Source organism: Candidatus Binatia bacterium (assembly GCA_023150935.1).
Lineage (GTDB): Bacteria > Desulfobacterota > Binatia > HRBIN30 > HRBIN30 > JAKLJW01.
Window position 1 is genome coordinate 24,730 of the sequence record JAKLJW010000027.1, and the last position, 23,000, is coordinate 47,729.

Consider the following 23,000-nt stretch of genomic DNA (forward strand, 5'->3'; position numbering starts at 1 on the left):
TGAAGCGAGGGCAACTGCTCGCGGGGGCTGCATGGCGAAGAAGATCCTGGTCGTCGAAGACGATACCGATAACCGCCGCATCGTGGCGAAGGTTCTTGCCGTCGAGGGCTACCAGGTCATCGAGGCGACCGACGGCATCGAGGCCCTGGAGCGGGCGCGGGCGGAGCTTCCGGACATGATTCTCATGGACCTCGCGCTGCCGAACATGGACGGCTGGGAAGCGACCCGTCAGCTCAAAGGCGACCCGAAAACGGGTGGAATTCCGATCGTTGCGCTGACGGCGTTTGCCATGCGGGGCGACGAGGAGCAGGCCCGGGCCGCCGGCTGCGACGACTACATTCCCAAACCGGCGCGGCCGCTCGCCATCCGGGCGGTCGTGAAGAAATACGCCGGTAGTCCCTGAGCCTCGGCGCATAGGACTCGCATGAAACGACGCATTCTGATTGTCGACGACAACCCGGACAGCACCACCATCATGCGGGGCATCCTCGAACCGCGGGGGTATGCGGTGCGCGTGGCCGACCGCGGGGCGACGGCCATCGAGATGGTCAAGGCCGACCCTCCCGACCTGCTCCTGCTCGACGTGATGATGCCGGAGATGAGCGGGTTCGAAGTCCTCCAGCGCATCAAGTCCGATTCCAGTACCGGGCGCCTGCCGGTGATCCTCGTGACGGCCAAGACGCAAGACGAAGATCTCGTCAGCGGGTACCAGTACGGCGCCGACTACTACATCACCAAGCCGTTCACGGCCAAGCAGCTCCTCTACGGCATCGACCTCGTGCTGGGCAAAGGTGAAGCCGCTGAGTCCGAATGATCGCCGCGGTTGTCTGATCGCCTTCGAGGGCATCGAAGGAGCCGGCAAGTCGACCCAGATGCCTCTCGTCGCGGCTGCCCTGCGCCGGCGTGGCTGGTCCATCGTCGAAACCAGAGAGCCCGGCGGCACGGTGCTGGGCGCCGAACTGCGCCGCCTCGTGATGGATGCGCATGCCGCGACGCCGGTCCCGATGACCGAGTTGCTCATCTATCTTGCGGACCGGGCTCAGCACCTGGCTGAAGTGATCGAGCCGGCGCTGGCCCGCGGCGACCTGGTGCTCACCGACCGCTTTTCGGCCTCGACGATCGCCTATCAGGGGTATGCGCGCCGCCTCGACGTCGACGTGGTCACGCAGCTCGACGGTATCGTCTGTCACGGCGTTGTCCCGGCGCTCACCGTCCTCTTCGACTGCCCGGTCGAAGTCGGCCTGCGCCGGGCCCGGGGCGACGATCGCTTCCACCGTGAGGAACGCGAGTTTCACCAGCGGGTGCGCGCGGCGTTCCTGTCGTTTGCCCGCGCCGATCCGCAGCGTTACTGCGTCGTCGACGCTGCCGCCGCGCCGGACGCCGTGACCGGCGCGGCGGTGGCCGGAGTCCTGCAGTGTCTGGAGCGAATCTAGCGACGTTCGCGTCGATTCGCGGGCACGCGGCGCTCTGTGCCGGCCTGCGACTGGCGGCGGCCCGCGAGCGGCTTGCGCACGGTCTGCTGTTTGCCGGACCTGACGGGGTCGGTAAGCAGGGCGTTGCCCGCGCCCTGGCAGCGTGGATGCAGTGCGCCGAGTCCGGCCCCGACGACGCCTGCGGCCGGTGTGACGCCTGCCGGCAGGTGACCGCCGGGACGCACCCGGACGTCGTAACCGTCGCCGTTCCCTCCGGTAAGAAGGAGATCGGCATCGACCGGGTGCGCGATCTGAAACGCTTCGTGTTCATGCAGCCGGTGCGGGGACGAGCCAAGGTCGCCATCGTCGACGATGCGCCGGCACTGACCGTGGCGGCGCAGAATGCCCTGCTCAAGACCCTCGAGGAGCCGCCGCGGCGATCGTTTGTCATCCTTGTTGCCGCCAACGCCGATGCCCTCCTGCCGACGGTGAAGTCGCGCTGCCAGCGCGTGCGCTTCGGTCCGCTGACGACGGCCGAGGTGGTCGACGTCCTGACCTGCGATCACGGCCTTGCGCCGGAGGCCGCGGCGCCGCTGGCTCGGCTTGCCGAGGGCAGCCCCGGGCGGGCGTTGCTTCTGCAGCGCACGTTTGGCGACGTCGCCTGGGGCCTGCTCGACGGCGCGCTTGCCGGTGTGGAGGACGCTCGCTATTGTCGGCTCGTGTCGATAGCTCGGGAGTTGAACGCTCCGGAGGCGGCGACGGCGCTCAAGTTGGAGATCGTGCTCGCCGAGCTTCGGGACCGCGCCACGCGCGCGCTGGCCGCCGACGATCCCTGCGCCCGGGCCGGCATCCGCGGCACGCTGGAGCGGGCCGACGCGGTGCAGGCGGCGGCGAATAGCCTGCGTCGCGGCAATCCCAACCGTCAGTTGCTGCTCGAAAGCCTGCTGCTGCAGTTCGCTCGGAGGTGACCTTGCCCAACGAGGAGACGCCTGCGCCGGCCGCCCTCGTCGGCGTGCGGGTCGGCGATCCGGGGCGACTGGCGCTCTACGAGGCCGGTGCGCTGGTTCTCAAGGCCGGCGATCAGGTGGTGGTCGAGAGCGACCTCGGCGCCGTGGTCGGGACGGTCGAACGATTGCCGTTGCCGGCGGCCCTTGCCGGGCGCCGGCCCCGTCGCGTTCTGCGCCGCGCCGACTCCAACGACGTCGGCCGCGCCGAATGGAACCAGACCCGCGAACGCGAAGCCCTGCGGCTCTGTGCGGAACGCATTCGCGAGCACGGTCTGGCGATGAAGCTCATCCACGCCACCCGGGCCGCCGAAGGCGGTAAGATCGTCTTCTATTTCGCCGCCGAGGATCGCATCGACTTCCGCGAACTGGTGCGGGAGCTCGCTCACCTGCTCCACACCCGCGTCGAGCTGAAGCAGGTGGGTGCGCGCGACGAAGCGAGGCTCGTCGGTGCGGTAGGACCGTGCGGCCGCGAGCTGTGCTGCTCGACCTGGATCAACGACTTCGCCGTGGTTTCGGTGAAGATGGCCAAGGCACAGGGGCTTGCCCTCAACCCCACCAAGCTTGCGGGTATGTGCGGCCGATTGAAGTGCTGCCTGAGATACGAGTACGACACTTACGTCGAGCTCGGGAGGCGGCTGCCGGCAGTCGGCAAGAAAGCCGAGTCGCTCAAGGGCAGCGGGGTCGTTACCCGCCAGAACCTGTTCGCTCAGACCGTTGTGCTGCGCCGCGATGACGGCACGGAGGTCGAGGCGACCCTCGCCGAACTCGTGGCGAAGAAGGCTCCGTAGGCCTCCTTTCCCGGCGCCCGGTGCAGACCCGTGAAACGCTTCTACGTCACCACTCCCATCTATTACATCAATGCCGAGCCCCACCTCGGCCACATGTATACGACCGTCGTCGCCGATACGCTCAAGCGCTTTCACCGCGCGCGCGGCGCCGAGACCTTCATGGTCACCGGTACCGACGAGCACGGCGACAAGATTGCCGCCGCCGCCGCCGCCGCCGGCCTCGAGCCCAGAGCCTTTGCCGACCGCATCAGTCCCCTGTTCCGGGCGGCGTGGGACGCCTGCGGCTTCGAGTACGACCAGTTCGTGCGCACCACCGATCCGCAGCACGCCGTCGTGGTTCAGGACTTCCTCTCTCGCGTGCACGCGCGGGGCGACATTTACTTCAGCCGCTACGGCGGCCTTTACTGCACGGGGTGCGAGCGCTTTCTCACCGAGAAGGAACTGGTCGACGGCAAGTGCCCCGATCACCTGACGCTGCCGACGTCGGTCGAGGAGGAGAACTACTTCTTCCGCATGAGCGCCTACGCCGATCGGCTGCTGGCGCACCTCGAAGCGCATCCGGATGCGATCCTGCCGGCGCAGTATCGCAACGAGGTCGTATCGCTGCTGCGCAGCGGCGCCCTCGGCGATCTCTGCATTTCGCGGCCCAAGCAGCGTCTTCCCTGGGGCATCGAGCTGCCGTTCGACCGCAACTACGTGACCTACGTTTGGTTCGACGCGCTCATCAGCTACGTCAGCGGACTCAAGGCGCGCGACGAGGCGACCTTCGAGGCGTACTGGCCCGTGTGTCACCACTTGCTGGCGAAGGACATCCTCAAGCCCCACGGTATTTTCTGGCCGACGATGCTTATGGCGGTGGGCCTGCCGCTGTTCGAACGGTTGCTCGTGCACGGCTACTGGGTGCGCGGCGAGAGCAAGATGTCGAAGAGCGTCGGCAACGTCATCCGGCCGCTCGAATTGAAGGCGCGCTTCGGTATGGACGCCGTCCGCTACTTCCTCATGCGCGAGATGGCCTTCGGGCAGGACGCCGTGTTCAGCGAGGACGCGCTGGTGACGCGCATCAACGCCGACCTCGCCAACAATCTGGGCAACCTGGTCAGCCGCACGCTGTCGATGCAGCAGCGCTACTTCGGCGGTGCGGTGCAGGCGCTCGGCGAGTGGACGGCCGAGGATCGCGAACTGGTGGCGGCGTTCGCGGAGGCTTACCGCGAAGTGCCGGAGTTGACCGCGGCGCTGGCCTTTCACCGCGCTCTCGAGGCGTTGTGGCGGGCCATCGATCGGGCCAACAAGTACATCGTCGTCACGGCGCCGTTCACGTTGTTCAAGGACCCGGCGGCGCGGCCGCGGGTCGGCGCTATCCTGCACCATCTGCTCGAGACGCTGCATGCGACGGCGCGACTGCTCGCGTGGTTCATGCCGGAGACCAGCCGGTGCATCGGCGAGCTCCTGGGTTGCGCCGCGCCCGCAGTCTTGCCCCCCGATCTCGGCTGGGGCACGCATTTCTTGCCGGGGCACGAAGTCGGTAAGCCGGTGGCCCTCTTTCCCCGGATCGAGGTGCCGGCGGCCGAGGACGCGCCCCGGTGATCGACTCGCACTGTCACCTGGACGAGCCCCGGTTCGACGCCGACCGCGACGAAGTGCTGGCGCGGGCGCGGGCCGCCGGTGTCGTCGCCATTGTCACCATCGGCGCCAGCGACGGTCTTGCGGCCAACGCCCGCGCCGTCGAGCTGGCGGCCCGGCACGCGGACGTTTTCGCCACCGTCGGCGTGCACCCTCACGACGCCGGCATCGTCGATGCCGAGGTGCTGGACCGCGTCGACCGGTTGGCGGCGGCGCCCCGGGTCGTCGCGATCGGCGAAACCGGCCTCGACTATTACTACGATCTTGCGCCCCGCGCCGTGCAGCAGGAGGCCTTTCGCGGCTTCATCGCACTGGCGCGCCGGCGTGGTCTGCCGCTCGTCGTGCACCTGCGTGACGCGTACGCGGACGCGGTGCGCATTTTGCGCGAGGAGCGCGCCGCCGAGGTCGGCGGCGTCATTCACTGTTTCAGCGGCGATCGTGCCGCGGCGCGCCAGTTCCTCGCGCTCGACTTCGATCTGTCGTTCAGCGGCGTGGTGACCTTCAAGAATGCGGAGGAGTTGCGAGCGGTAGCGCGCGAAGTGCCGGCCGACCGCTTCATGATCGAGACCGACGCTCCCTATCTGGCGCCGGTTCCGCACCGCGGCAAGCGCAACGAGCCGGCGTTTGTCGTCCACACGGCGGCGGCGGTCGCGACGGCGCGCGGCACGCCCGTGGCGGAGGTTGCGGCCCAGTCGACCGCAACGGCCCGGCGGCGGTTCCGCTTGCAGGCCTGAGCCTCGAAGAAGCTCGGCTCGAGTCTTCTTCGAGATGTCAGCGGCGGGTGGTTACCCGGTCGAAACCGGTATCGGTATCGAGGTCGCTATCGACATCGGGATCGCATATCGCCGCGGCCCGCAAGCGACTCCGACGCCGACTCCGATTGGGGGGATAGGGGCCGATGGTACTCTCGGTACGGTACGCGAGGGGGATCCAGAAACGACGGTACCGCCGGCACGAAGCGGCGGCGAAATGTACCGAAGGCACCATCGTCCCCACGGCCCCGTGACCGGCGGCAGTGCTGTGCCTGGCTCTACGAGGCGCGGCGGCGCTTCGGGCTGGTGGCGCTCGACTACACGGCGACCTCGAATCGCGTCCATGTCATCGTTCGCGACCAGGGCCGCGGGGAGATCGCGACGAGCAGGCGCCTCGTCGAAGGGTGCACGGCGCAGGGCTACAACCGGCGCAGCGCACGCCGATCGAACCGGCCGGGGAGCAGAACTACCTGGTCGAACAGATCCGCAAGTAGCCGGCTTCTTCGCCGGCGCGGGTCCCCGTCATTTCAGCAACGACCGGGGCATCGAGCGACGCGCGGGCGTCGCGCCGTATGCCCGCGCCGAACGGGAGCATGAATTCATCCCCACGGCACCGCTCTTGCACAGGCAGACGCCGCAGCATCGGATATGGTGTCCGGTCCCGTGCAAAGGAGCGTCGTGCCAATGGCTACCCAGGCAGCAATCAAGCTGGATTCGAGCGAACCCACCTCCGCGCGACTTCGTCACTCGTCGTCGAAGCTCTACAACCGTTACGGCGACGCGCCGTCGAAGACGGTGACCCCACGAGAGGTGATCCGGGAACCGGGTCAGCGCGCCAGGGCGTTGCGGGACCTCTATTTCGACGCGAAATCGTCCGTCAACGTCGAGTTCACCTACTGGTATTCGCGCACGTGGGAGGCGCTCGACGGTGAGCTGCCGATGGTCCGGCGTGCCGAAGCGTTGAAGGCGGCTTTCCTTCACCTGACTCCGGTAATCTACCCCGGCGAACTGCTGGTCATGGGCAAGGCCGCCTATCTGCGCGGCTCGTACCCCATGCCCTGGCTTTCGGAGTCCTTTTTCGAGACCTGGGATGACAAACGCCAGCGGGAAGCCCGGGAAGCCGGCGCGCTCTCCGCCGGCAAGGTGACCACCTGGGGCCAGGGCGGCGGCAACGTCACTCACGATCTCGGCAACGTCATGTCGATCGCCGGTAAGTTCGGCATCCGCCGCGAGGAAGTACCCATCCTGCAGCAGATCGCGAAGACCGCCGATGGTAAGTCGACCGCCGATCTGGGTCACAAGTACGAGCAGTACGTGCCCAACTATCAAGAAAAAGAAGCCATCATGCGGTCGGTCGTCTGCATGTACGAATCCGGCTCCGCGATGCCCCAGGGACGCGAGGTCATCAACCATTACTACCCGCTGCAGTACGGCATCGACGGCATGATCGACATCTGCCGCAAGGGGATCGCCGAGGCGGCGGGCAATCCCGACATGGAGAGGATCTACTTCTACCATTCGGCGATCCTGGTCCTCGAAGGCATCCAGGGGTGGATCCGACACTACGCCGAGGAAGCCCGGAATCTGGCGGCGCTCGAAGAGCCCGAGAGCGCGCAACAGGTCGAATACCTCGAAATCGCCGAGCGGCTCGATCGCATTGCATCGCAGCCGCCACAGACGTTTCGTGAGGCCCTGCAGCTCACCTGGACCTTCCACCTCGCCGTCCTCAACGAGGACGCCATTTCCGGTCTCTCGCCCGGCCGGCTCGGACAGGTTCTCTACCCGTTCTGGAAGCGGGACCTCGACGCTGGCCGGATTACCCGTGAAGCGACGTCGGAACTGCTCGAGTGCATGCGCGTGAAGTACACCACCATCGATCTCTTCGCCGCCGAGGGACTCGTCGGCGGTGTGCTGTCGGGCAACACGTTCAACAACGTCAGCCTCGGGGGTTTGCGCAAGGATGGATCGAGCGCCTTCAACGAACTGGAGATGCTCATCCTCGAAGCGGGCATCAGCTGCGGCACCACGCAACCGACCCTGACCATTCTCTACGAGGAGACTCTCCCCGAGGAGTTCATGCTCAAGGCCGTCGAGTGCATCAAGACGGGCACCGGCTATCCGGCCATCGTCAACAACCGCACGACGATGGACTTCATTCGCGAGAACTTCGCGGACGAAGGCATGCGGCTCGAAGAAGCGCGGGCGTGGGCGATGGGCGGCTGTCTGGAAAGCTCCGCGGGTTCGTGGATGCCCCTGACGCTCGACGGGAAGACCTACGACATTCCCGGCGGCTCGGCGCCCTCGGCGGGCATCGGCGTGAACTTCCTGTCACTCCCGAAGATGATCGAGCTCGTCCTGTTCGACGGAATAGACAAGCGCACGGGCGAGCGGATCTTTCCGTCGCACGGACATGCCCTCGACTCCTACGAGGACCTCTGGGCGGCCCTTCAGGCGTACATTCGCCGCGCCGTCGACGTGCTCCGCCGCTGCAATAACATCCAGTGCGACATCTGGGGAAGGGTGACGCCGTCGATCGTGAACTCCATGCTCAAGCCCGACTGCCTGAGCCACGGCAAGCCGATTTCCTCCAGGGGCGCCCGCTTCAACACGAACTTCCACGTCAAGCTCGAGTCCTCCGTGGTGCTCGTCAACTCCCTGGCGTCGCTCAAGAAGAACGTATACGAGGACCGCGCCTTCACGCTCGACGACTATCGGAACGCCATCCTCGCCAATTTCGGGTACAAGACCGCCGCCGAGACCGGTTCGTACTCTCTCAATGAGCAGGTCAAGACCGAGAACTACCACGCGTGGGAGCGTATTCACCGCGCCAGCCTGGAGGCGCCGAAGTTCGGCAACGACGATCCGTTCGTCGACGAGATCTTCAAGCAATGGCAGCAGTGGGTCTGCCGCATGGCGCACGACTACGTGTCGATCTACGACCGGCCGCTCTACGTCGGCCAGATCTCCGTGTCGACGCACGGTCCGATGGGCGCAGTGACGCTGGCAAGCGCCGATGGGCGGCTTTGCGGCACGACCTTCACCGACGGGTCGGTGTCGGCTTATCCGGGCACGGATCGAAACGGTCCCTACGCACTCTTCAACTCGGCGTCGTGCTTCGATCACTCGATGTCGCAGAGCACGCAGTTGAACGTGAAGATCCATCCGCTCGCCGTCACCGGCAAGCAGGGTGCGAAGAAGTTCCTGGATCTCATCCGGGGATACATGCGCACGGGCGCATTCCACATTCAGTTCAACGTCGTGGACTCCCGCATGCTGAAGGACGCGCAGGAACACCCGGAGAACTATCGCGGTCTGATGGTGCGCGTGGCGGGTTTCACGAATTACTGGGCGGAGCTTGGCAAGCAGATCCAGGACGAAATCATCGCCCGAACCGAGTACGAAGAGATCTCCTGAGACGCGAGGAAGGACGACCAGCCATGGATCTCACATGCAACGATTGCCGATTCTATCTGCCCGTCGACGTGTTCAAGGGGCTGTGCAAGAAGTCCAGGGAGCGCGTGGACCCGGAAACAGCCGAGTGCAAGACCTTCGAAAAGCGGCACAAGTGCAAGTTCTGCAGCCGCTACACGTCGTCGGAGGCGTTCGTGGGTACCTGTTCGGTGGGCGGGGTTCCGACCTATCCCGATCTGAACGGGACGTACTGCGGTGACTTCCAGGGCGCCTGATCGCGGGCCCACTGCATTCGCCTCCATCGCTCGTTCGCGCCCTGGCGTCGTCTTCGACATCCAGGGCTTCTCGGTGCACGACGGACCGGGCTGTCGCACGGTCGTCTTTCTCAAGGGCTGCCCCCTCGAATGCCGTTGGTGCGCGAATCCGGAGGGCATGCGCCGCCACCCGGCGCCGCTGCTTCGGGTGGAGGCGTGCGACCGGTGCAACCGCTGCGCCGACGCCTGTGAGCGGGGTGCGATTGCAATCGACGCCGAGCGGCTGCTGATCGACCGGGACGCATGTTCCGGGTGCATGGCATTCCGGTGTGCGGAGGTGTGTAGCTCCGGCGCACTGCAGATCGCCGGACAGTCGATGGACGTCGAAGCAGTCATCCGCATTCTGCAGCGGGATCGCCGTTATTGGGGTGGCGATGGTGGGGTCACGCTGACCGGGGGCGAGCCGCTCTTGCAGCGCGAGTTCGCTATCGCGCTTCTACAGCGGTGTTGCGAGACTTATATCGACACGGCCGTGGAAACGGCCGGGCACGTCGCCTGGGCTGTGTACGAGGAGTGCCTCCCCTACCTCGACTGGATTTTCTTCGACATCAAGCACGTCGACGCCGCGCGGCACGCCGCGTGGACCGGCCGGAGCAACGGCTTGATCCTCGACAACGCCCGCCGCTTGGCCGCCCGGTTTTCCGGCCGTTTGATCTTCCGAACGCCTATCGTGCCGGGATTCAATGACACGGGCGAGGATCTGACTCGGATCGCGGCGTTTATCGCCGCCCTTCCCCGGGAGACGCACGAAGTGAACCTGCTGCCGCTGCACCATCTCGGCCGGGAGAAGTACCGCAAGCTCGGCGCACCCTACTTCGCACCGGACTGCGACGTCTGTGCGCCCGACGACCTGGCCCGTGCCGCGGCGATCTTCCGGGCCGCCGGCATCTCCTGTTACGTCGCTGGCGACACACCCTTCTGAGGCACGAGTGCGCCGACGCGCACGCCGCGAAGTCGCGGGTCTCAAGGTCGAGAACTGGCGGGGCGCGTGAAAGCATCCGTGCCGCGCGCTCAGCTCTTCCGAGAATCCCGGCACCGGTGTGCCCCGGCGACGACTTCGGATGCGGCGCTCGGGGCACGGTGCGGAAATAACCAAGAGGGCCTGTTCGGCTCCGACTGCGCTGGCAAGGTCGTGCGGTGGAAGTGCGTCGCGATCGGCGGTAGGCTCGGGTGCCATGGACTTCGAGACCCTGCTGGCCGTGCTCCGGGCCTTCGAGCGGGAAGGGGTCGAGTACGTCCTGGTTGGCGGTGTCGCCCTCAATCTCCACGGCATCATTCGCGTTACCGAGGACGTCGACTTCTTCGTTCGACCGACGGGTCCTAACGTCGAGCGGTGTAAGCGGGCGTTGCGATCGGTGTGGGACGATCCCGAGATCGACGCGATCTCGCCGGACGACCTGTGTGGAGCGTATCCGACGGTTCGTTACGGTCCCCCGAACGAGGACTTCGTGATCGATCTGCTCTCCCGACTCGGCGACGCGTTCCGCTATGACGATCTGGCGAGCCAGGTGTTCGACGTGGAAGGGGTGAAAGTGCGGATCGCGACGCCGCCGACGCTGTACCGCATGAAGAAGGACACGCTGCGGCCGATCGACCACGCCGACGCGGCGGCATTGAAGGACAAGTTCGGGATCGAGGACTAATAGATGCCGATTCGGCGGTTCCGCACCCACGATGACGCCCGTCGCGCGCTGTGGTGCGATAGCGACGATCCCACGTTGCATCGACGGATCGCGCGGCTCTGGAGCGCCGCCCGGCGCCTCGCCGCTCCCCGGATCCCGCGCGGTCTCCGAAAGTTTCGCAGTATCGCCGAAGCCAACGAGGAGCGTGAGCAGTGGGTTACGGCGCGAATCCGGGCGCTGCAACTCAGCCGTGAGCACGACGAGTAACGTCGACGGATCGAGCCCAGGCGGGGCGCTGTACGCGACGGGGTGGCACCTCCGGACGTGCCCGTAATTCTTTGGAAATACATGAAAACTACGCCCGATTGGTGGCCTTAACGCCCGGTTTCTGGGTGCGGATCGAGCGCTATGGGAGGGCAGTTGTGGCGCGCGCGCATAGTATTCGCCTTTCCGGTCACGTCTGGCACCTCGCGCACCGCCGTCACCGGCGCCCGCCGGCTGGCGGGCGACGGACCGCCTCTTGGATTCCGCGTCTCCTTGATCTGGAATCTAGATGGCCATAGGGTGGAAGCATGAAGACGACGGTTGAGATTCCCGATGCAGAGTTGCGCGACGTGGTCGAATTCACCCGCGCCAGGACGAAACGGGAGGCGATCGTCACGGCCATTGCGGACTTCAACCGCCGCCGGCGGATGGCGGCGCTGGTCAAGCACTCCGGCGCGTTTCGTTCGCTGCCCACGAACGAGGAAATCGAAGCCACCGAGCGACGCGAGCCGCACGCGCGGGGGAAGCGGTGAAGCTGGTCGACACGTCGTCGTGGATTCACCAGATGCGCGCCAGGGGGGATGCCGCCGTCCGGGCTCGCGTGGAAGAATTGCTGCGCGCTGGCGAGGCGGCCTGGTGCGCGATGGTCCGATTGGAGATCTGGGCTGGCGTCGGCAACGAGCGCGAGCAGCGAATCCTGCGGGACTACGAGGCCGTGGTTCCCGGGCTGGCGATCGACGAGGCGGTGTGGCGCGCGGCCTGTGACCCGGCGGGCCGCGCCCGGCGCGCGGGCAAGACGATACCGGCTTCCGACATCTTGATCTGCGCCTGCGCCCGCCACCATGGCGTTGCGATCGAGCACGCCGACGCGCACTTCGACATGTTGGCGGGACTCTGAAGAGTACGCGGACACGGCGGCGCTTCGGGCTGGTGGTGCTCGACTGCACGGCGACCTCGAATCGCGTCCATGTCAGCGTTCGCGACCAGGGCCGCGGAGAGATCGCAAGGTGGCGAGACCCCCTCCCGTCCCGAGCTTCGCAGCGGAAGGAATCGACCCCGAAGGTTGGAGACACCATCGGGGGAAGCGTCTGGGAAACCTACCGGGAGGACAGCCACCGGGACGAGCGCAGGCGGCGACGCGTGTGTCGACACCCATCCAAACTGGGTGTCCAGCCAGTTCGTCCACGATTCCCCGCCGTCGCCGCAGGGCCTCAGTCGCCTCGCACGTCGAGGCCCGGCACGCGATCGAAGTGCTTCACGTTGCGCGTGACGATGGCAGCGCCATCGACCAGCGCCGCCGTGGCGATCGAGAGGTCCATCGTCGCGATCGGTCGCCCGGCGCCCCGCAAGGCCGTCGGCACTCGGGCGTAGGCCGCCGGAAAGCGCTCGTCCGGGTAGCTCACGACGAGACTCTCACACAGGCGCCGCACGCGCTGGCGCTCGACGGACGGCCGCTCCGAGTTCTCGGCGCCGGCAAGCAACTCACACAGAACGTGAACCCCGACGCGCACCTCCTCTCCGGCCAGCCCGTCGAGCAACAGGGTTGCGGGTCCGCGCGTGCCGCGGCGCGCCTCGCGCGGCAGGTCGACGAGGAACGAGGTGTCGGCGTGGATCACAGCCGCACGCGCCGGGCCCGGTTGGTGCGCCGGGCCCGGACCTGTGCGTCGATCGCGTTGAGGGTATCCTCGGAAAGCCGTGCGGCCGTGATCGCTGCACGGAGGTCGGCACCAGTGGTTCGGCGACCGAGTCGGGCCTTGATCGTCTGAGAAAAGGACTCGCCCGGCCGCTTGCACCGCGAAAGAATCTCGTATGCTTCGACGTCGATGGTAATCGTCTTGACGGCCATGCACAGACGATGCACTTACGCCTCCCGCCCGTCAAGCTGCGGATCGTGGTGTTGCCAAAGCGGTTGGCGCAAAGGAGCGGACCGGCGCAGTTTCTCGTGGCGGGGGTGTTCTCGGCGGGGTGGCACCTCCGGATGTGTCCACAGTTCCTTGGCAATACATGAAAACCAAGCCTGATTGGTGGCCTTAACGCCCGGGTTGTTTGTATCCGTTCGCCGACCGCGCCTCGTGCCGCGGCGAGGGGATCGGGGATGATGCGCGCCAGAAAAGGAGCGCGGGATGGGTACGAGGACGCGGAAGCGACGGGCGGCCGGCACGAATCGGCAGCGAAACGTACCAAAGGTACCGTCAGCGGGAGCGCTGCCGGCCTGAGAGAACGGACTCCGACGCCTTCACGCGCTTTGTGAGTCCCTGTCGAACCACTGATCCACCGCCAGGACGAAGATGGGCCAGGTGCAGGGAACCATGACCAGTACCGTGCGCATTTCCTTCAGAACGCCGCCAAACACCAGATAGATAGCCACCCAACCGGGTAACTGCGCGGCCAGACAAAGCAGTATGAGCGGCGTTCTGCGCGTGTGTGTCGCGAGGTAGAGCAGTGAAGGGCCGAAAACGAGGATCAGTCCGCACGCCCACAGCGGGAAGCTCTCGATGTTCTGGGCCAGCGACCATCCCTCCCATCCTCGGTCGGTGCCGAAGACCAGGCGCAGAGCGATCTGTCCCGCCGCCGCCGCGCCGAGCCCCAGGGCCGCCTCCGCCACCACGCGCCACCGCAGGTGCCGTGCTTCGAGGGCGGCGCAAAGCCCCACCGACAGCGGCAAGAGAACGTGCTTTTCCCAAACGAAGCCGGAGATCAGCAGCAAACCAAAGTAGCGCGCGCCGAGGCGGCCGTCGAAAACGCTCTCCAATAACAGCACCATCAGTGCGGCGCCCCACGGATCGCCGGGATGGTAGAAGTTGTCGTACCAGAAGACAGGCAGGACGGCGACGAAATAGAACGACGCCAGGAGGGCGTGCGTCGTGCTGCCCACGCGCAAACACAACCGAAAGAGCAGGACGACGAAGAGCGCCAGACCCACGCCGTAGTAAAGGGTGTAGGATATTGCGAGAGCTTCTGCATCCGGGCTCCCTGTCCACCGCGTAATGCCAGCGAGCAAGCGATCGTGGACGTACATCTGATACTGGATGGGAGCATCGGCCTTACCGTCGAGCACGCTCAGATGCACGGCCAGTTGCGCGGCCGCGTGCGCCACGCTGCGCTCCAGCAGCACCGTGTAGACCGAGAACAAGACCAGCAAGACGAGCCAGAGGGCAGCGATGCGATTTCGCTCACTGCGCAATCTCGGTCCGGTCGCCGGCAGACGAGGCACTCGGCTATCCCGGCTATCTGGGTGAGGGGCGGGCATCCGGTGGCTCGATCTGCGAACCGGGCGATCGATGCCGCGACTGCGATCGCCCCGGCAAGCGCTGGCACGCGGTGGCCAACTCTCCCGATCTGTCATCCGGGATCTCAAGCATGCGTTCTTCCGGAGCCGGCCGGCAGGTTGTCGCGCAGCGACACGTCGACCTCGTTCTCGATCTGCCCCAGCGTAGCGTGCAGCTCGCGCGTCACGGCGGCCAGTGCCTGCACGCGCCGCCTCACTTCCGGCGGCAGCGTTTCCATCGCCGCGGTCGGTTTCCGCGGCGCCTGCAGATCGGCCGGCGCCCGCTCCGCCGGCGCCTCGGGGTGCCGATCGATGCGGTTCGCCAGCGCCACGAGGCGCGCGGCCACTTCGTCGGCGTGTGCGAGCAGCTCGCGCTGTGCCGCCGACGGGAGAGTCCCTGCGGGTATCGCTTCGAGGGCGCGGTCCAGCGCCAGCAGGCTGACGAAAACGTGCTGCAGGCGATTGCTCAGCAGCAGCACGGCTCGCCGCTCGCCCTCGGCGATCGGCGACCGGAACGTCGGCTCGATCAACAAGGCATCGTGCAGGCTCAGCGCCGCGGCGACGTCACGATGAACGTCGAACCATGCCCGCTGCGCGCAGGCCGCATCGCGGTCGATCACGGCCCGGTGGTAGTCGGCCATGCCCCGTAACGCTCGCACCAGCGAGCGCCGCACCTGATCCCGCGCGAACACGGGCCAGAGCGTGCTGTCGAGAACTCCTACCACGACGACGCCGAGCAGCACGCCGGCGACACGGTCGGCGGGGATTTCCAGCGCCACCGTCGGAGCGTGGAAGTTGACCAGCGCCAGCGACAGCGCGATCGCCATCTGAATGCCGACGTACGAAAAGCGAGAGCTGCCCGATACCATCCATGCCGCGGCGCCGAACAGCGGCGTGGTCAGCAGGACGAACGAACCCACGCTCTCCATGTTCGGCATCGCCACGAGAATCAGCAGCAGAGCCAGCAGGCCGCCGATCGCCGAGCCGATGAACCGCAGCAGCGACTTGAACCAGCTCGCGCCGACCGTGGATTGCGATACCACCAGACAGGTCAGCACGCCGGTCGAGATCTCGGGCCAGTCCATGGCCTGATAGGCCAGACCGACGATGGATGCGGCAAGGGCGGCCTTGAGCGCACTGTGCACCGCGTCGCTATTGGCCAGCGTGCAGTCGACCGTGCGAAACGGCACGGCCGCGGCCGAAGCCGGAGCGAGGACCGGACTTACCAGGGACGCGCGATCGCCGCTCAGGAACGCCGTGGCCGCGGCGGTTTGCGCCAGCGCGGTCTCCATTTCCGCGAGTGCGGCGGCCATTTCGGGCGACAGGTCCGTGGCGGGCCGCGACTTTTCCGCCGCTTCGGCGAGAACCGCCGGCCGGCGCGCCTCGATCGCTTCCCGGACCGTGCGGCACCCCGACTGCAAAGCGGTGAGTCGTGTGGTCACCGCCGGCGGCGGGGCGGCGGCATCCGCCGCGGTCGCCACCGCCCGACGTACGCGGATTGCGGTCATCAATAGAAGTTCGCTCTCGGTCAGGAGCTGAAGCTGAGTTGCCCGATGCCCACCGGGTCGGGTCGCGCGCAGATCCGCGCGCGCCAGCAGATCCAGTTGACGCGTCAGACCGCTGGCCCCGATCAGGTCCGTCGGCACCGTACGCGGGTCCCATGCCTGGCCGGCGATGACTCGTCCCACAATCCGCTCGATCCGCGCCAGGCGGCTCGCCAATTCGTCGAGAAACACGGTTCCCGGATGGTCGGGCCACAGAACGAGCTGGGCTACCGTACCGAGGGCGGCGCCCGCCGTCGTCAGGCCGATGCGCCAAAGGACCGTCACCAGTGCCGGTTCGCCCGCGGCAACGTACTCGGGAATCGCGATCAGGTAAGTGATGCCGATAAGGGTGGTGGCGTACGGGGCCGTGGTCGTGCGCGACAGGAAGATCGAGACGGCCACCACGGCCGCCTGCAAAGGGAAGAGAAACCACGGCTTGTCGGCGAAGGCCGCCAGGCCGAGGATTCCGATGCCGCCGCCGAGAAGCGTTCCGACCATGCGCTGCGCGGCCTTGGTGGCAGAGGCCACCGCGTCGGACTGCGTGACGACGAAGAGGACGATGATCAGGAATTCCCCGTCGGGGATGCGCAGCGTCATGATGAGCGCCGCGCACAGAGCGTAGGCGAGAGAGATGCGCAGGGTTGCCCGCCAGCGCGCCGGCGTCGGCGCCAACTCCTCCCGCAAGACGTCGAACAGGTGCCGTTCCCACACCCCGACGCCGCCGAACTCTCGGCGGGCCACCGGGATCGGCGGCAGTACGGATACGCTATCTACCGTTGGCGGGGGCACGCTCAGGAGCCGGCGGCCGCCACCGGGTGGCTGGCCGCGTCGCCGCGGTTATCGGAGTCGCCGACGACGGTAACCACGGCCGTCATGCCCATGCGGTACGGCCGTTCCGGTGTCGGCGGCTCGAGCTCGACCCGCACCGGTATGCGGTTCGCGAGCCGCACCCAGTTGAGCGTCGGGTCTACCTTTGGCAGCACGCCGACGTTGCCGCCGTCGAGCGGCGATATCGCCCAGGCGACCCCCTGCACCCAGCCGCGCACCCGATGGCCGGGATAGCTGAGCAGGAACACCTCGACCGGCATGCCGGGGCGGATCGACTCGAGGTAGGTCTCCTGAAAATTGGCGAGCACGTACCAGTGACGGGTGTCGACGAGCGCGAACACCTGCCTGCCCGCCACGGCGTACTCGCCGCGCGAGAGGTTGAGATTGGTGACGCGGGCCGGGAACGGCGCCACGACGCGGCAGTAGCCGACGTTCAGCTCCGCGTTCCACACCGCCGCCTCGGCCGCGGCGCGCCGCGCGTTCAGCTCGCCGAACTGCGCGAGCAGGCTCTCCTGCCGCGCCAGCTCCTGGCGCGCTTTCTCGACGGCGGCCGTCGCTGCCCGCTGCCGCGTTTGCGCCTCCTCGAAACGGTCGCGGGTCACGAACTGCTGCGGCACCAGCGGTTCGAGACGCCGCACGTGATCCCCCGAATAAGTCGCCTCGGCTTCGAGGCGCTCCACCTCGGCCCGCGCCGCCGCCACGGCGTTCCCGATCGCATCGATCTCCGCCTGCGCCAGCAACAGCTCCGCCTTTGCCTGCGCCAGTGCCGCTTCGTAGGGCCGCGGGTCGACGAGGAACAGCAGCGCCCCTTCGGGGACATCCTGGTTGTCGACGATCGGCAGCTCGACGATGGGTCCGCTCACGTGCGGCGCGATGCCGACGATGTTGGCGCGCACCGCCGCATCGTCGGTGCGCGGACGACGGTAGGTTCGCAACGTCACGTACCCGGCCACCGCTACGGCGGCGACAACGATAACCAGGCTGAGTAGCCGTGCGAGCCGTTGCTGCCAGATGGGGTCGTCCGCCGCCGCCATGGGTCAGGTCCGAAACAGCAGTAACCACGTGAGGCAGGTGAACAGAACGGTCAGGCTCGGGTAGACGAGCAGCAGCGGCGCCATGTGCCGCTCGAGCCCGACGATCGCCAACGCCAGGCGCGCCACGACCGTCAGGACGATTCCGAACAGCAGGCAGACGATCCAGGCCGGGAAGAACGATCCGTAAACGTTGATGACCGGATCGCAGCTCCCCACCGGCAGGAGGAGCGCGGCTGCGGCCGTGTGCGCGATCGCCACCCGGCGCGCCGGTGGCGGCGACTTCGATTGCGGGGCGCCTGTCGGCGCCGGCGTCGAGCCCACCATGCGCCCGCAGCCTATGAAAGTATGCGGCGCTTGTCACGTCTCCGCTGCGATCTCCTGTCGCGCATGTGCGAAGAGTCTCGATGCCGTGTACACTGCAACTGTCGACCAAGGAGGACAAATGAGCGTCGCAGCGCGATTCTCCAAACCCTACAGGATTGCGAAGGGCAAACGGTTCCGGCTGAAGGACGTCGATCCGGACGACATCGGCGGACTGCCGCCGGACGCCAAGGGCGACTCGAAGCAATACCTCGAACGGGGCATTGCCCTACTCGCCGAGCTGCAGGAGAAACTCTACGCCCAGGATCGCTGGTCGGTTCTGCTGATCTTCCAGGCCATGGATGCGGCCGGCAAGGACGGCACGATCAAGCACGTCATGTCCGGCGTTAACCCGCAGGGCTGCGAGGTGTATTCCTTCAAACAGCCGTCGGCCCTCGACCTCGATCACGACTTCATGTGGCGGACGACGATCTGCCTTCCGGAGCGCGGGCGGATCGGCATATTCAACCGCTCTTATTACGAAGAGGTGCTCGTTACCCGCGTGCACCCCGAGATCGTCGCGCGCCAGAAACTGCCGCCGCCGCTGGTGACCGCGAACATATGGGAGCAACGCTTTGAGGACATCAATGCCTTTGAACGCTACCTCGCGCGCAACGGCACCGTCATCCGCAAGTTCTTCCTGCACATCTCGAAACGGGAACAGAAGAAGCGCTTCGTGGAACGTATCGACGACCCGCACAAGCAATGGAAGTTCTCCGAGTCGGACGTGCGCGAGCGGGAACGCTGGAAGGACTACATGGCCGCGTACGAGGACGCCATTCGCAATACCGCCACGGAACATGCGCCGTGGTACGTCGTGCCGGCGAACAACAAGTGGTTTGCGCGCCTCGTCGTGGCGGCGGCAGTGATCGACGCTCTGGAGGAGCTCGACCTCAAGTTCCCCAAGGTCGACGCGGCCAAGCGGAAGGAGCTGGCGAGGGCGCGCGCCCTGCTGGACAAAAACGGCAACTCGAACTGAGCGCGACGAAAGGAGAATTGCACATGCAAATCGGCATGATCGGCTTGGGCCGCATGGGCGCCAACATGGTGCGGCGGTTGTTGAAGGACGGGCACCAGTGCGTGGTCTACGACACACACGCGGACGCCGTGCAGGCGCAGGTGAAGGAAGGCGCCGTGGGCGCCACCTCTTTGAACGACCTCGTCGCGAAACTGAAGCCGCCGCGGGCCGTGTGGCTGATGGTACCTGCGGCCGCCGTCGATGCGATGGTCGGCGAGCTGGGCTCGCGGCTGCAACCCGACGACGTGCTGATTGACGGCGGCAATTCCTATTACATTGACGACATCCGCCGCGCGGAGGAATTGACCGGACGCGGCCTTCACTACGTGGATGTCGGCACCAGCGGCGGCGTCTGGGGACTCGAACGCGGCTACTGCATGATGATCGGAGGCGATGACGCGGCAGTGCGGCGCCTCGACCCGATCTTCAAAAGCCTGGCACCCGGGCGCGGCAGCATCGACCGCACCCCGGGCCGCGACGGGATCGGCGGCACCGCCGAAGAGGGGTACCTGCATTGCGGACCGTCGGGAGCCGGGCACTTCGTGAAGATGGTTCACAACGGCATCGAATACGGCCTCATGGCCGCGTACGCCGAGGGCGTCAACATCCTGCGCCACGCCAATGTCGGCAAGCAGGGCCGGGTCGTCGACGCCGAGACGACCCCTCTGCGCAATCCGGAACATTACCGCTACGATCTCAACCTGCGGGACATTGCCGAAGTGTGGCGACGGGGGAGTGTCATCGCCTCCTGGTTGCTCGACCTCACGGCGATCGCGCTGACCAGAGACCCGCAGCTCGAGGGGTTTGCCGGTCGAGTCTCCGACTCCGGCGAGGGCCGCTGGACGATACTTGCGGCCATCGACGAAGGCGCGCCGGCCCCCGTACTGACCACCGCGCTGTACGAGCGCTTCACTTCGCGCGGCGAGGCCGACTTCGCCAACAAACTCCTGTCGGCGATGCGCTACGAGTTCGGCGGACACCTGGAAAAACCCAGGTAGGCGGCCGCCGCCGCTCGCTCGAGGGTCAGTCGAGCCGGTGGTTGGTGACGACGGCAAACGTGGGCCGCCGGAACAGCACGGTTGCCCCGGGCGGATACCTGTCCGGGGCGCTGACCAGAAAGATCCGGGTTGCGGCGTTCCACTGTTCGGTCAGCTCGGCCTGCGTCATGAACAGCTCGGGCGCGTCGCCCTGACGGCGGCCGAACAGCAGGTCGGCGTGCTCGCCTTCTTCGAGTACGGTGACCGGACGGTCGGCATAGAAGCTCAGGCTCATCGTCTGTTCGTAAATGCCATCCACGATCAGCCGCGCATCGGCAACCCAGTGCGTGCGCACCACCTCCATCGCCGTCCGTTGGGAACGGTCGTCGCCGAGTAGTTGCGTGCCGCGACTGACGAAAGGCAGGACCAGAGTGAAGCCCACCGCCCAGGCCGCAAAGGCCGTCCACGGGCGCCGCTTCCAGGCGGCGGCCAGTGCGACCGCGCCGACGCCCAGCAACAGGAAGGCGAAGGGGCGCGCCAGGTCGGTTGCCTGTCGCGCGAAGAGCAGGGCGTCGTCGGGGTGCTCGCGGTAGTAGCCGTCGAGCTGGGAGACCAGGGCGGTCAGGGCGCCACCCTGCACCGGCAGTACATACGCCACGGCGACAAACAGGACACCGAGAGCGATTAGTCCCGCGGCGGGGAAGATCAGCGACCAGAGCCGCCCCCGTCCAGTCACACGCTCCGGCCACCATGCAGCCACCACTACCGCCAGCGCCGGCAACGCGGGCAGGCCGTACTTCTCCAGCCGCGACTGCGCGAGCGTGAAAAAGCCCATCACAAAGCCCGCCCACAAGAGCGGAATGGTCAGCGGCCGCAAGGCGGCCCGCCCCCGCGCCAGTGCCGACGGCAGGAACAACGACCACGGCAGTAACCAGAAGAACGTTGCCGCCCAGAAGCCGACCACCGAAATCGGCGTGTAGTCGATCGGTTCGCGAATGTTGAGGAACCTGTAGAGGTGCTCGTTGAGCAGGTAGAAGGAAACGAATGACGGGTCGCGCCACGCCAGCGTCGCGTGCCAGGGCAGGAAGACGAGCGCGAAGATAGCCAGGCCCATGCCCGGGCGGAGCCGCCGCAGCAGCGTCCGGTCGCCCGCGGCCGTGTAAAGCACGATCACGCTGAACGGCACGGCGATGCCCAGCAGCCCTTTGGTCAAACCCGCAAGGGCGGCGCCGCCGTAAACGAGCAGCGGTCCCGCCCACGGCCGCCGGCCACCGGCGGTGAGAACCAGCCCGAGCAGCGTTAGACTGAGAAAGAACGTCAACGGAGCATCCGGAAAGACGGCGCGCGCAAAGACGAAAGGCCCGATCGCGGTGGCGTACATGAGACCGGCGCGCAGGGCGGCGCCCCGACCCACCAGGGCGAGGGCGATGAGATAGACCACGGCCACCGTGCCCATGTGCGACAGCACTCCCGGCAGTCTAGACGCCAGTTCGTTCGATCCGAAGGCATCCTGTGCTACCGCGATCGCCCAGTACAGCAACGGCGGCTTTTCGTAGTAGCGGACGTCGTTCAGTCGGGGTTGCACCCAATCGCCGCTGACGAGCATTTCGCGACCGATGAGGGCGTAGCGCGCCTCGCCTTCGAGCAGCGGGTTGTCGCCCAGTTGGTACAGGCCGAGTGCGGCGGTCAGCCCGAGGCAGAGCGCCAACCCGACGACGAGCGTCGAAATCGACCGCGCCGCGCTCCCCGCGGCGTCGGCGGCGCCGATCTCCGCGGCTCGCGTGCCCGCCATTGGACCCGAATGGCCCATCGTTCTACTGGATGCTGAAATACCCGCGCCCCCCGGGGACAACGGTCTTTCGGTCCCGTCTTAACGATTCTGCGCGCCGAGTAATGGCTTCAGGGCCGGGTTGTCGAGGACCTTCGGCAATTGCTTCCAGTCGAACAGGGCGTCGGGAATGGCGGAATCGTAATCGACGTCGGTGATTTTCAAGTCGCTGGCGGTGTTCATCATGACGTCTTTCATACGCACGTGGAGCACGGTGGGAATGCCCTCGATCGTCGTGACGGTGTCGAACGCCTCCGCCTTCCAGAGTTGGCCCGCCGGGTCGTAGTACTCGCGTTTGACCGGCAGGTAGTTGTCCGCCGATACCCAGGTGACGACTTTGGAGTAGTAGTACTGTTCCTGGGGAATCGTCTCGGCGATCTTCCAGGTTTTCGCGCCGTTCAGCGTCTCCGCGCTCATCGTCGTGTAGTTCTTGTGTAAACGAACGAAGCCCAGGTCGGCGAAGGTGAAATCGCTGTCGAGAAAATTATCGTAGCCCTGGATCGGAAGCATCTTGCGTACCCGCCCGATGGTCGGCGCGTATGTCCAGAGGGTCCCGCCCTGGCCGGGAGCGGTGGGCTCCTGCAGGAGCATGGCCGTGCCGGCAATGGCGTCGGGCGCGGTCATGACGATGAGCATGTAGTTGCCGGTGGGCAGTTGCTTGCGAGCCTGAATGCCCGTGAAGCGTACCGTTTCCCCGAGATCGCTCAGCGTCATGTTAAGCGTGCGCAAGCTCGGCTTTGCCGGTTCCATGGCGCCCTTGAGCTGCTGGACGATGCCGCCCGCGGCGGGCAGTTGCTGCGCCGCGACCGTCGATACGACCAGCCCCACTGCAGCAATCGTTGCGGTAGCGAATCGCTTCATACCCCTCCCTTTCTCTTTTCCGTGCCGCCGTGAGCCAATGCCAGAGCCGGGGCAAAGGGTCAACAAGGAAAGCGGCCCGGGGTCTCCGCCGC

The 23,000-nt window shown here is 66.6% G+C and carries 24 protein-coding genes; 16 read left to right on the top strand and 8 right to left on the bottom strand.

Annotated elements, in window-relative coordinates; translation table 11 throughout:
- Window positions 1-31 precede the first annotated feature (31 nt).
- The 14 genes from L6Q96_15695 to L6Q96_15760 all read left to right on the top strand — a co-directional run bounded on the left by L6Q96_15695 (window position 32) and on the right by L6Q96_15760 (window position 12,088).
- Entirely contained in the window at window positions 32-403 is a 372-nt protein-coding gene (locus tag L6Q96_15695; GenBank protein MCK6555999.1) for a response regulator, read from the top strand.
- Between the two features lie 21 nt (window positions 404-424).
- Window positions 425-814, top strand: coding sequence for a response regulator (locus L6Q96_15700; GenBank protein MCK6556000.1), 390 nt, complete (start codon window positions 425-427; stop codon window positions 812-814).
- Window positions 792-1,433 (top strand): dTMP kinase, encoded by a 642-nt coding sequence (tmk, locus tag L6Q96_15705; protein MCK6556001.1) that lies wholly within the window; start codon window positions 792-794, stop codon window positions 1,431-1,433. The genes L6Q96_15700 and tmk overlap by 23 nt, the downstream gene beginning before the upstream one ends.
- On the top strand, window positions 1,415-2,380 hold the full coding sequence (holB, locus tag L6Q96_15710; protein ID MCK6556002.1) for a DNA polymerase III subunit delta': 966 nt from the start codon (window positions 1,415-1,417) through the stop codon (window positions 2,378-2,380). The genes tmk and holB overlap by 19 nt, the downstream gene beginning before the upstream one ends.
- Window positions 2,381-2,382: 2 nt before the next feature.
- Window positions 2,383-3,207, top strand: coding sequence for a stage 0 sporulation protein (locus L6Q96_15715; protein ID MCK6556003.1), 825 nt, complete (start codon window positions 2,383-2,385; stop codon window positions 3,205-3,207).
- A gap of 30 nt (window positions 3,208-3,237) precedes the next feature.
- Window positions 3,238-4,791: a methionine--tRNA ligase gene (gene metG / locus L6Q96_15720; protein MCK6556004.1), complete on the top strand. Its 1,554-nt coding sequence runs from the start codon at window positions 3,238-3,240 to the stop codon at window positions 4,789-4,791.
- Complete coding sequence (locus tag L6Q96_15725) at window positions 4,788-5,561, top strand: TatD family hydrolase (protein MCK6556005.1); 774 nt, start codon at window positions 4,788-4,790, stop codon at window positions 5,559-5,561. Before metG ends, L6Q96_15725 begins: the two co-directional genes overlap by 4 nt.
- Before the next feature lie 702 nt (window positions 5,562-6,263).
- A complete protein-coding gene (gene hpdB, locus L6Q96_15730; GenBank protein ID MCK6556006.1) occupies window positions 6,264-8,993 on the top strand; it encodes a 4-hydroxyphenylacetate decarboxylase large subunit in 2,730 nt (909 codons plus the stop codon).
- A gap of 23 nt (window positions 8,994-9,016) precedes the next feature.
- On the top strand, window positions 9,017-9,265 hold the full coding sequence (hpdC, locus tag L6Q96_15735; protein ID MCK6556007.1) for a 4-hydroxyphenylacetate decarboxylase small subunit: 249 nt from the start codon (window positions 9,017-9,019) through the stop codon (window positions 9,263-9,265).
- Between the two features lie 73 nt (window positions 9,266-9,338).
- The gene (locus L6Q96_15740) at window positions 9,339-10,226 is read left to right on the top strand and encodes a glycyl-radical enzyme activating protein (protein MCK6556008.1); all 888 of its coding nucleotides are present in this window, start codon (window positions 9,339-9,341) and stop codon (window positions 10,224-10,226) included.
- Between the two features lie 253 nt (window positions 10,227-10,479).
- A complete protein-coding gene (locus L6Q96_15745; GenBank protein ID MCK6556009.1) occupies window positions 10,480-10,947 on the top strand; it encodes a nucleotidyltransferase family protein in 468 nt (155 codons plus the stop codon).
- A 3-nt stretch (window positions 10,948-10,950) separates the two neighbouring features.
- On the top strand, window positions 10,951-11,193 hold the full coding sequence (locus L6Q96_15750) for a hypothetical protein (protein MCK6556010.1): 243 nt from the start codon (window positions 10,951-10,953) through the stop codon (window positions 11,191-11,193).
- A 305-nt stretch (window positions 11,194-11,498) separates the two neighbouring features.
- Window positions 11,499-11,723 (top strand): type II toxin-antitoxin system VapB family antitoxin, encoded by a 225-nt coding sequence (locus L6Q96_15755; protein MCK6556011.1) that lies wholly within the window; start codon window positions 11,499-11,501, stop codon window positions 11,721-11,723.
- Complete coding sequence (locus tag L6Q96_15760; protein MCK6556012.1) at window positions 11,720-12,088, top strand: PIN domain-containing protein; 369 nt, start codon at window positions 11,720-11,722, stop codon at window positions 12,086-12,088. The genes L6Q96_15755 and L6Q96_15760 overlap by 4 nt, the downstream gene beginning before the upstream one ends.
- A gap of 313 nt (window positions 12,089-12,401) precedes the next feature.
- On the opposite strand, the gene L6Q96_15765 is transcribed toward L6Q96_15760, so the two are convergent.
- The 6 genes from L6Q96_15765 to L6Q96_15790 form a co-directional block, all read right to left on the bottom strand.
- Window positions 12,402-12,806, bottom strand: coding sequence for a type II toxin-antitoxin system VapC family toxin (locus L6Q96_15765; protein MCK6556013.1), 405 nt, complete (start codon window positions 12,804-12,806; stop codon window positions 12,402-12,404).
- Entirely contained in the window at window positions 12,803-13,051 is a 249-nt protein-coding gene (locus L6Q96_15770) for an antitoxin VapB family protein (protein MCK6556014.1), read from the bottom strand. Before L6Q96_15770 ends, L6Q96_15765 begins: the two co-directional genes overlap by 4 nt.
- A 375-nt stretch (window positions 13,052-13,426) precedes the next feature.
- Window positions 13,427-14,374: a hypothetical protein gene (locus tag L6Q96_15775; protein ID MCK6556015.1), complete on the bottom strand. Its 948-nt coding sequence runs from the start codon at window positions 14,372-14,374 to the stop codon at window positions 13,427-13,429.
- 170 nt (window positions 14,375-14,544) lie between these two features.
- Complete coding sequence (locus L6Q96_15780; protein ID MCK6556016.1) at window positions 14,545-16,743, bottom strand: FUSC family protein; 2,199 nt, start codon at window positions 16,741-16,743, stop codon at window positions 14,545-14,547.
- Window positions 16,744-16,793: 50 nt separating this feature from the next.
- The gene (locus tag L6Q96_15785) at window positions 16,794-17,864 is read right to left on the bottom strand and encodes an HlyD family efflux transporter periplasmic adaptor subunit (GenBank protein MCK6556017.1); all 1,071 of its coding nucleotides are present in this window, start codon (window positions 17,862-17,864) and stop codon (window positions 16,794-16,796) included.
- Between the two features lie 3 nt (window positions 17,865-17,867).
- Entirely contained in the window at window positions 17,868-18,188 is a 321-nt protein-coding gene (locus L6Q96_15790) for a YtcA family lipoprotein (GenBank protein ID MCK6556018.1), read from the bottom strand.
- A gap of 118 nt (window positions 18,189-18,306) precedes the next feature.
- Here L6Q96_15790 and L6Q96_15795 point away from each other — a divergent pair, with 118 nt between their 5' ends.
- Together L6Q96_15795 and gnd are read left to right on the top strand one after the other, a co-directional pair.
- On the top strand, window positions 18,307-19,203 hold the full coding sequence (locus L6Q96_15795; protein MCK6556019.1) for a polyphosphate kinase 2 family protein: 897 nt from the start codon (window positions 18,307-18,309) through the stop codon (window positions 19,201-19,203).
- A gap of 23 nt (window positions 19,204-19,226) precedes the next feature.
- Window positions 19,227-20,240, top strand: coding sequence for a decarboxylating 6-phosphogluconate dehydrogenase (gnd, locus tag L6Q96_15800; GenBank protein MCK6556020.1), 1,014 nt, complete (start codon window positions 19,227-19,229; stop codon window positions 20,238-20,240).
- 25 nt (window positions 20,241-20,265) lie between these two features.
- Here gnd and L6Q96_15805 read toward each other — a convergent pair whose 3' ends face one another.
- Window positions 20,266-22,011 carry a glycosyltransferase family 39 protein gene (locus tag L6Q96_15805; protein ID MCK6556021.1) on the bottom strand — a complete coding sequence of 582 codons (1,746 nt, stop codon included), beginning with the start codon at window positions 22,009-22,011 and terminating at the stop codon, window positions 20,266-20,268.
- 78 nt (window positions 22,012-22,089) lie between these two features.
- A complete protein-coding gene (locus L6Q96_15810; GenBank protein MCK6556022.1) occupies window positions 22,090-22,908 on the bottom strand; it encodes an outer membrane lipoprotein-sorting protein in 819 nt (272 codons plus the stop codon).
- Window positions 22,909-23,000 lie beyond the last annotated feature (92 nt).

Bases quoted from the DNA above. Each gene is read 5' to 3' on its own strand.
- L6Q96_15750 (MCK6556010.1), top strand. From the start codon at position 10,951: ATGCCGATTCGGCGGTTCCGCACCCACGATGACGCCCGTCGCGCGCTG.
- L6Q96_15700 (MCK6556000.1), top strand. From the start codon at position 425: ATGAAACGACGCATTCTGATTGTCGACGACAACCCGGACAGCACCACC.
- L6Q96_15795 (MCK6556019.1), top strand. From the start codon at position 18,307: ATGAGCGTCGCAGCGCGATTCTCCAAACCCTACAGGATTGCGAAGGGC.
- L6Q96_15810 (MCK6556022.1), bottom strand. From the start codon at position 22,908: ATGAAGCGATTCGCTACCGCAACGATTGCTGCAGTGGGGCTGGTCGTA.
- hpdC (MCK6556007.1), top strand. From the start codon at position 9,017: ATGGATCTCACATGCAACGATTGCCGATTCTATCTGCCCGTCGACGTG.
- L6Q96_15790 (MCK6556018.1), bottom strand. From the start codon at position 18,188: ATGGTGGGCTCGACGCCGGCGCCGACAGGCGCCCCGCAATCGAAGTCG.
- L6Q96_15745 (MCK6556009.1), top strand. From the start codon at position 10,480: ATGGACTTCGAGACCCTGCTGGCCGTGCTCCGGGCCTTCGAGCGGGAA.
- hpdB (MCK6556006.1), top strand. From the start codon at position 6,264: ATGGCTACCCAGGCAGCAATCAAGCTGGATTCGAGCGAACCCACCTCC.
- L6Q96_15695 (MCK6555999.1), top strand. From the start codon at position 32: ATGGCGAAGAAGATCCTGGTCGTCGAAGACGATACCGATAACCGCCGC.
- L6Q96_15805 (MCK6556021.1), bottom strand. From the start codon at position 22,011: ATGGCGGGCACGCGAGCCGCGGAGATCGGCGCCGCCGACGCCGCGGGG.
- gnd (MCK6556020.1), top strand. From the start codon at position 19,227: ATGCAAATCGGCATGATCGGCTTGGGCCGCATGGGCGCCAACATGGTG.
- L6Q96_15785 (MCK6556017.1), bottom strand. From the start codon at position 17,864: ATGGCGGCGGCGGACGACCCCATCTGGCAGCAACGGCTCGCACGGCTA.
- L6Q96_15755 (MCK6556011.1), top strand. From the start codon at position 11,499: ATGAAGACGACGGTTGAGATTCCCGATGCAGAGTTGCGCGACGTGGTC.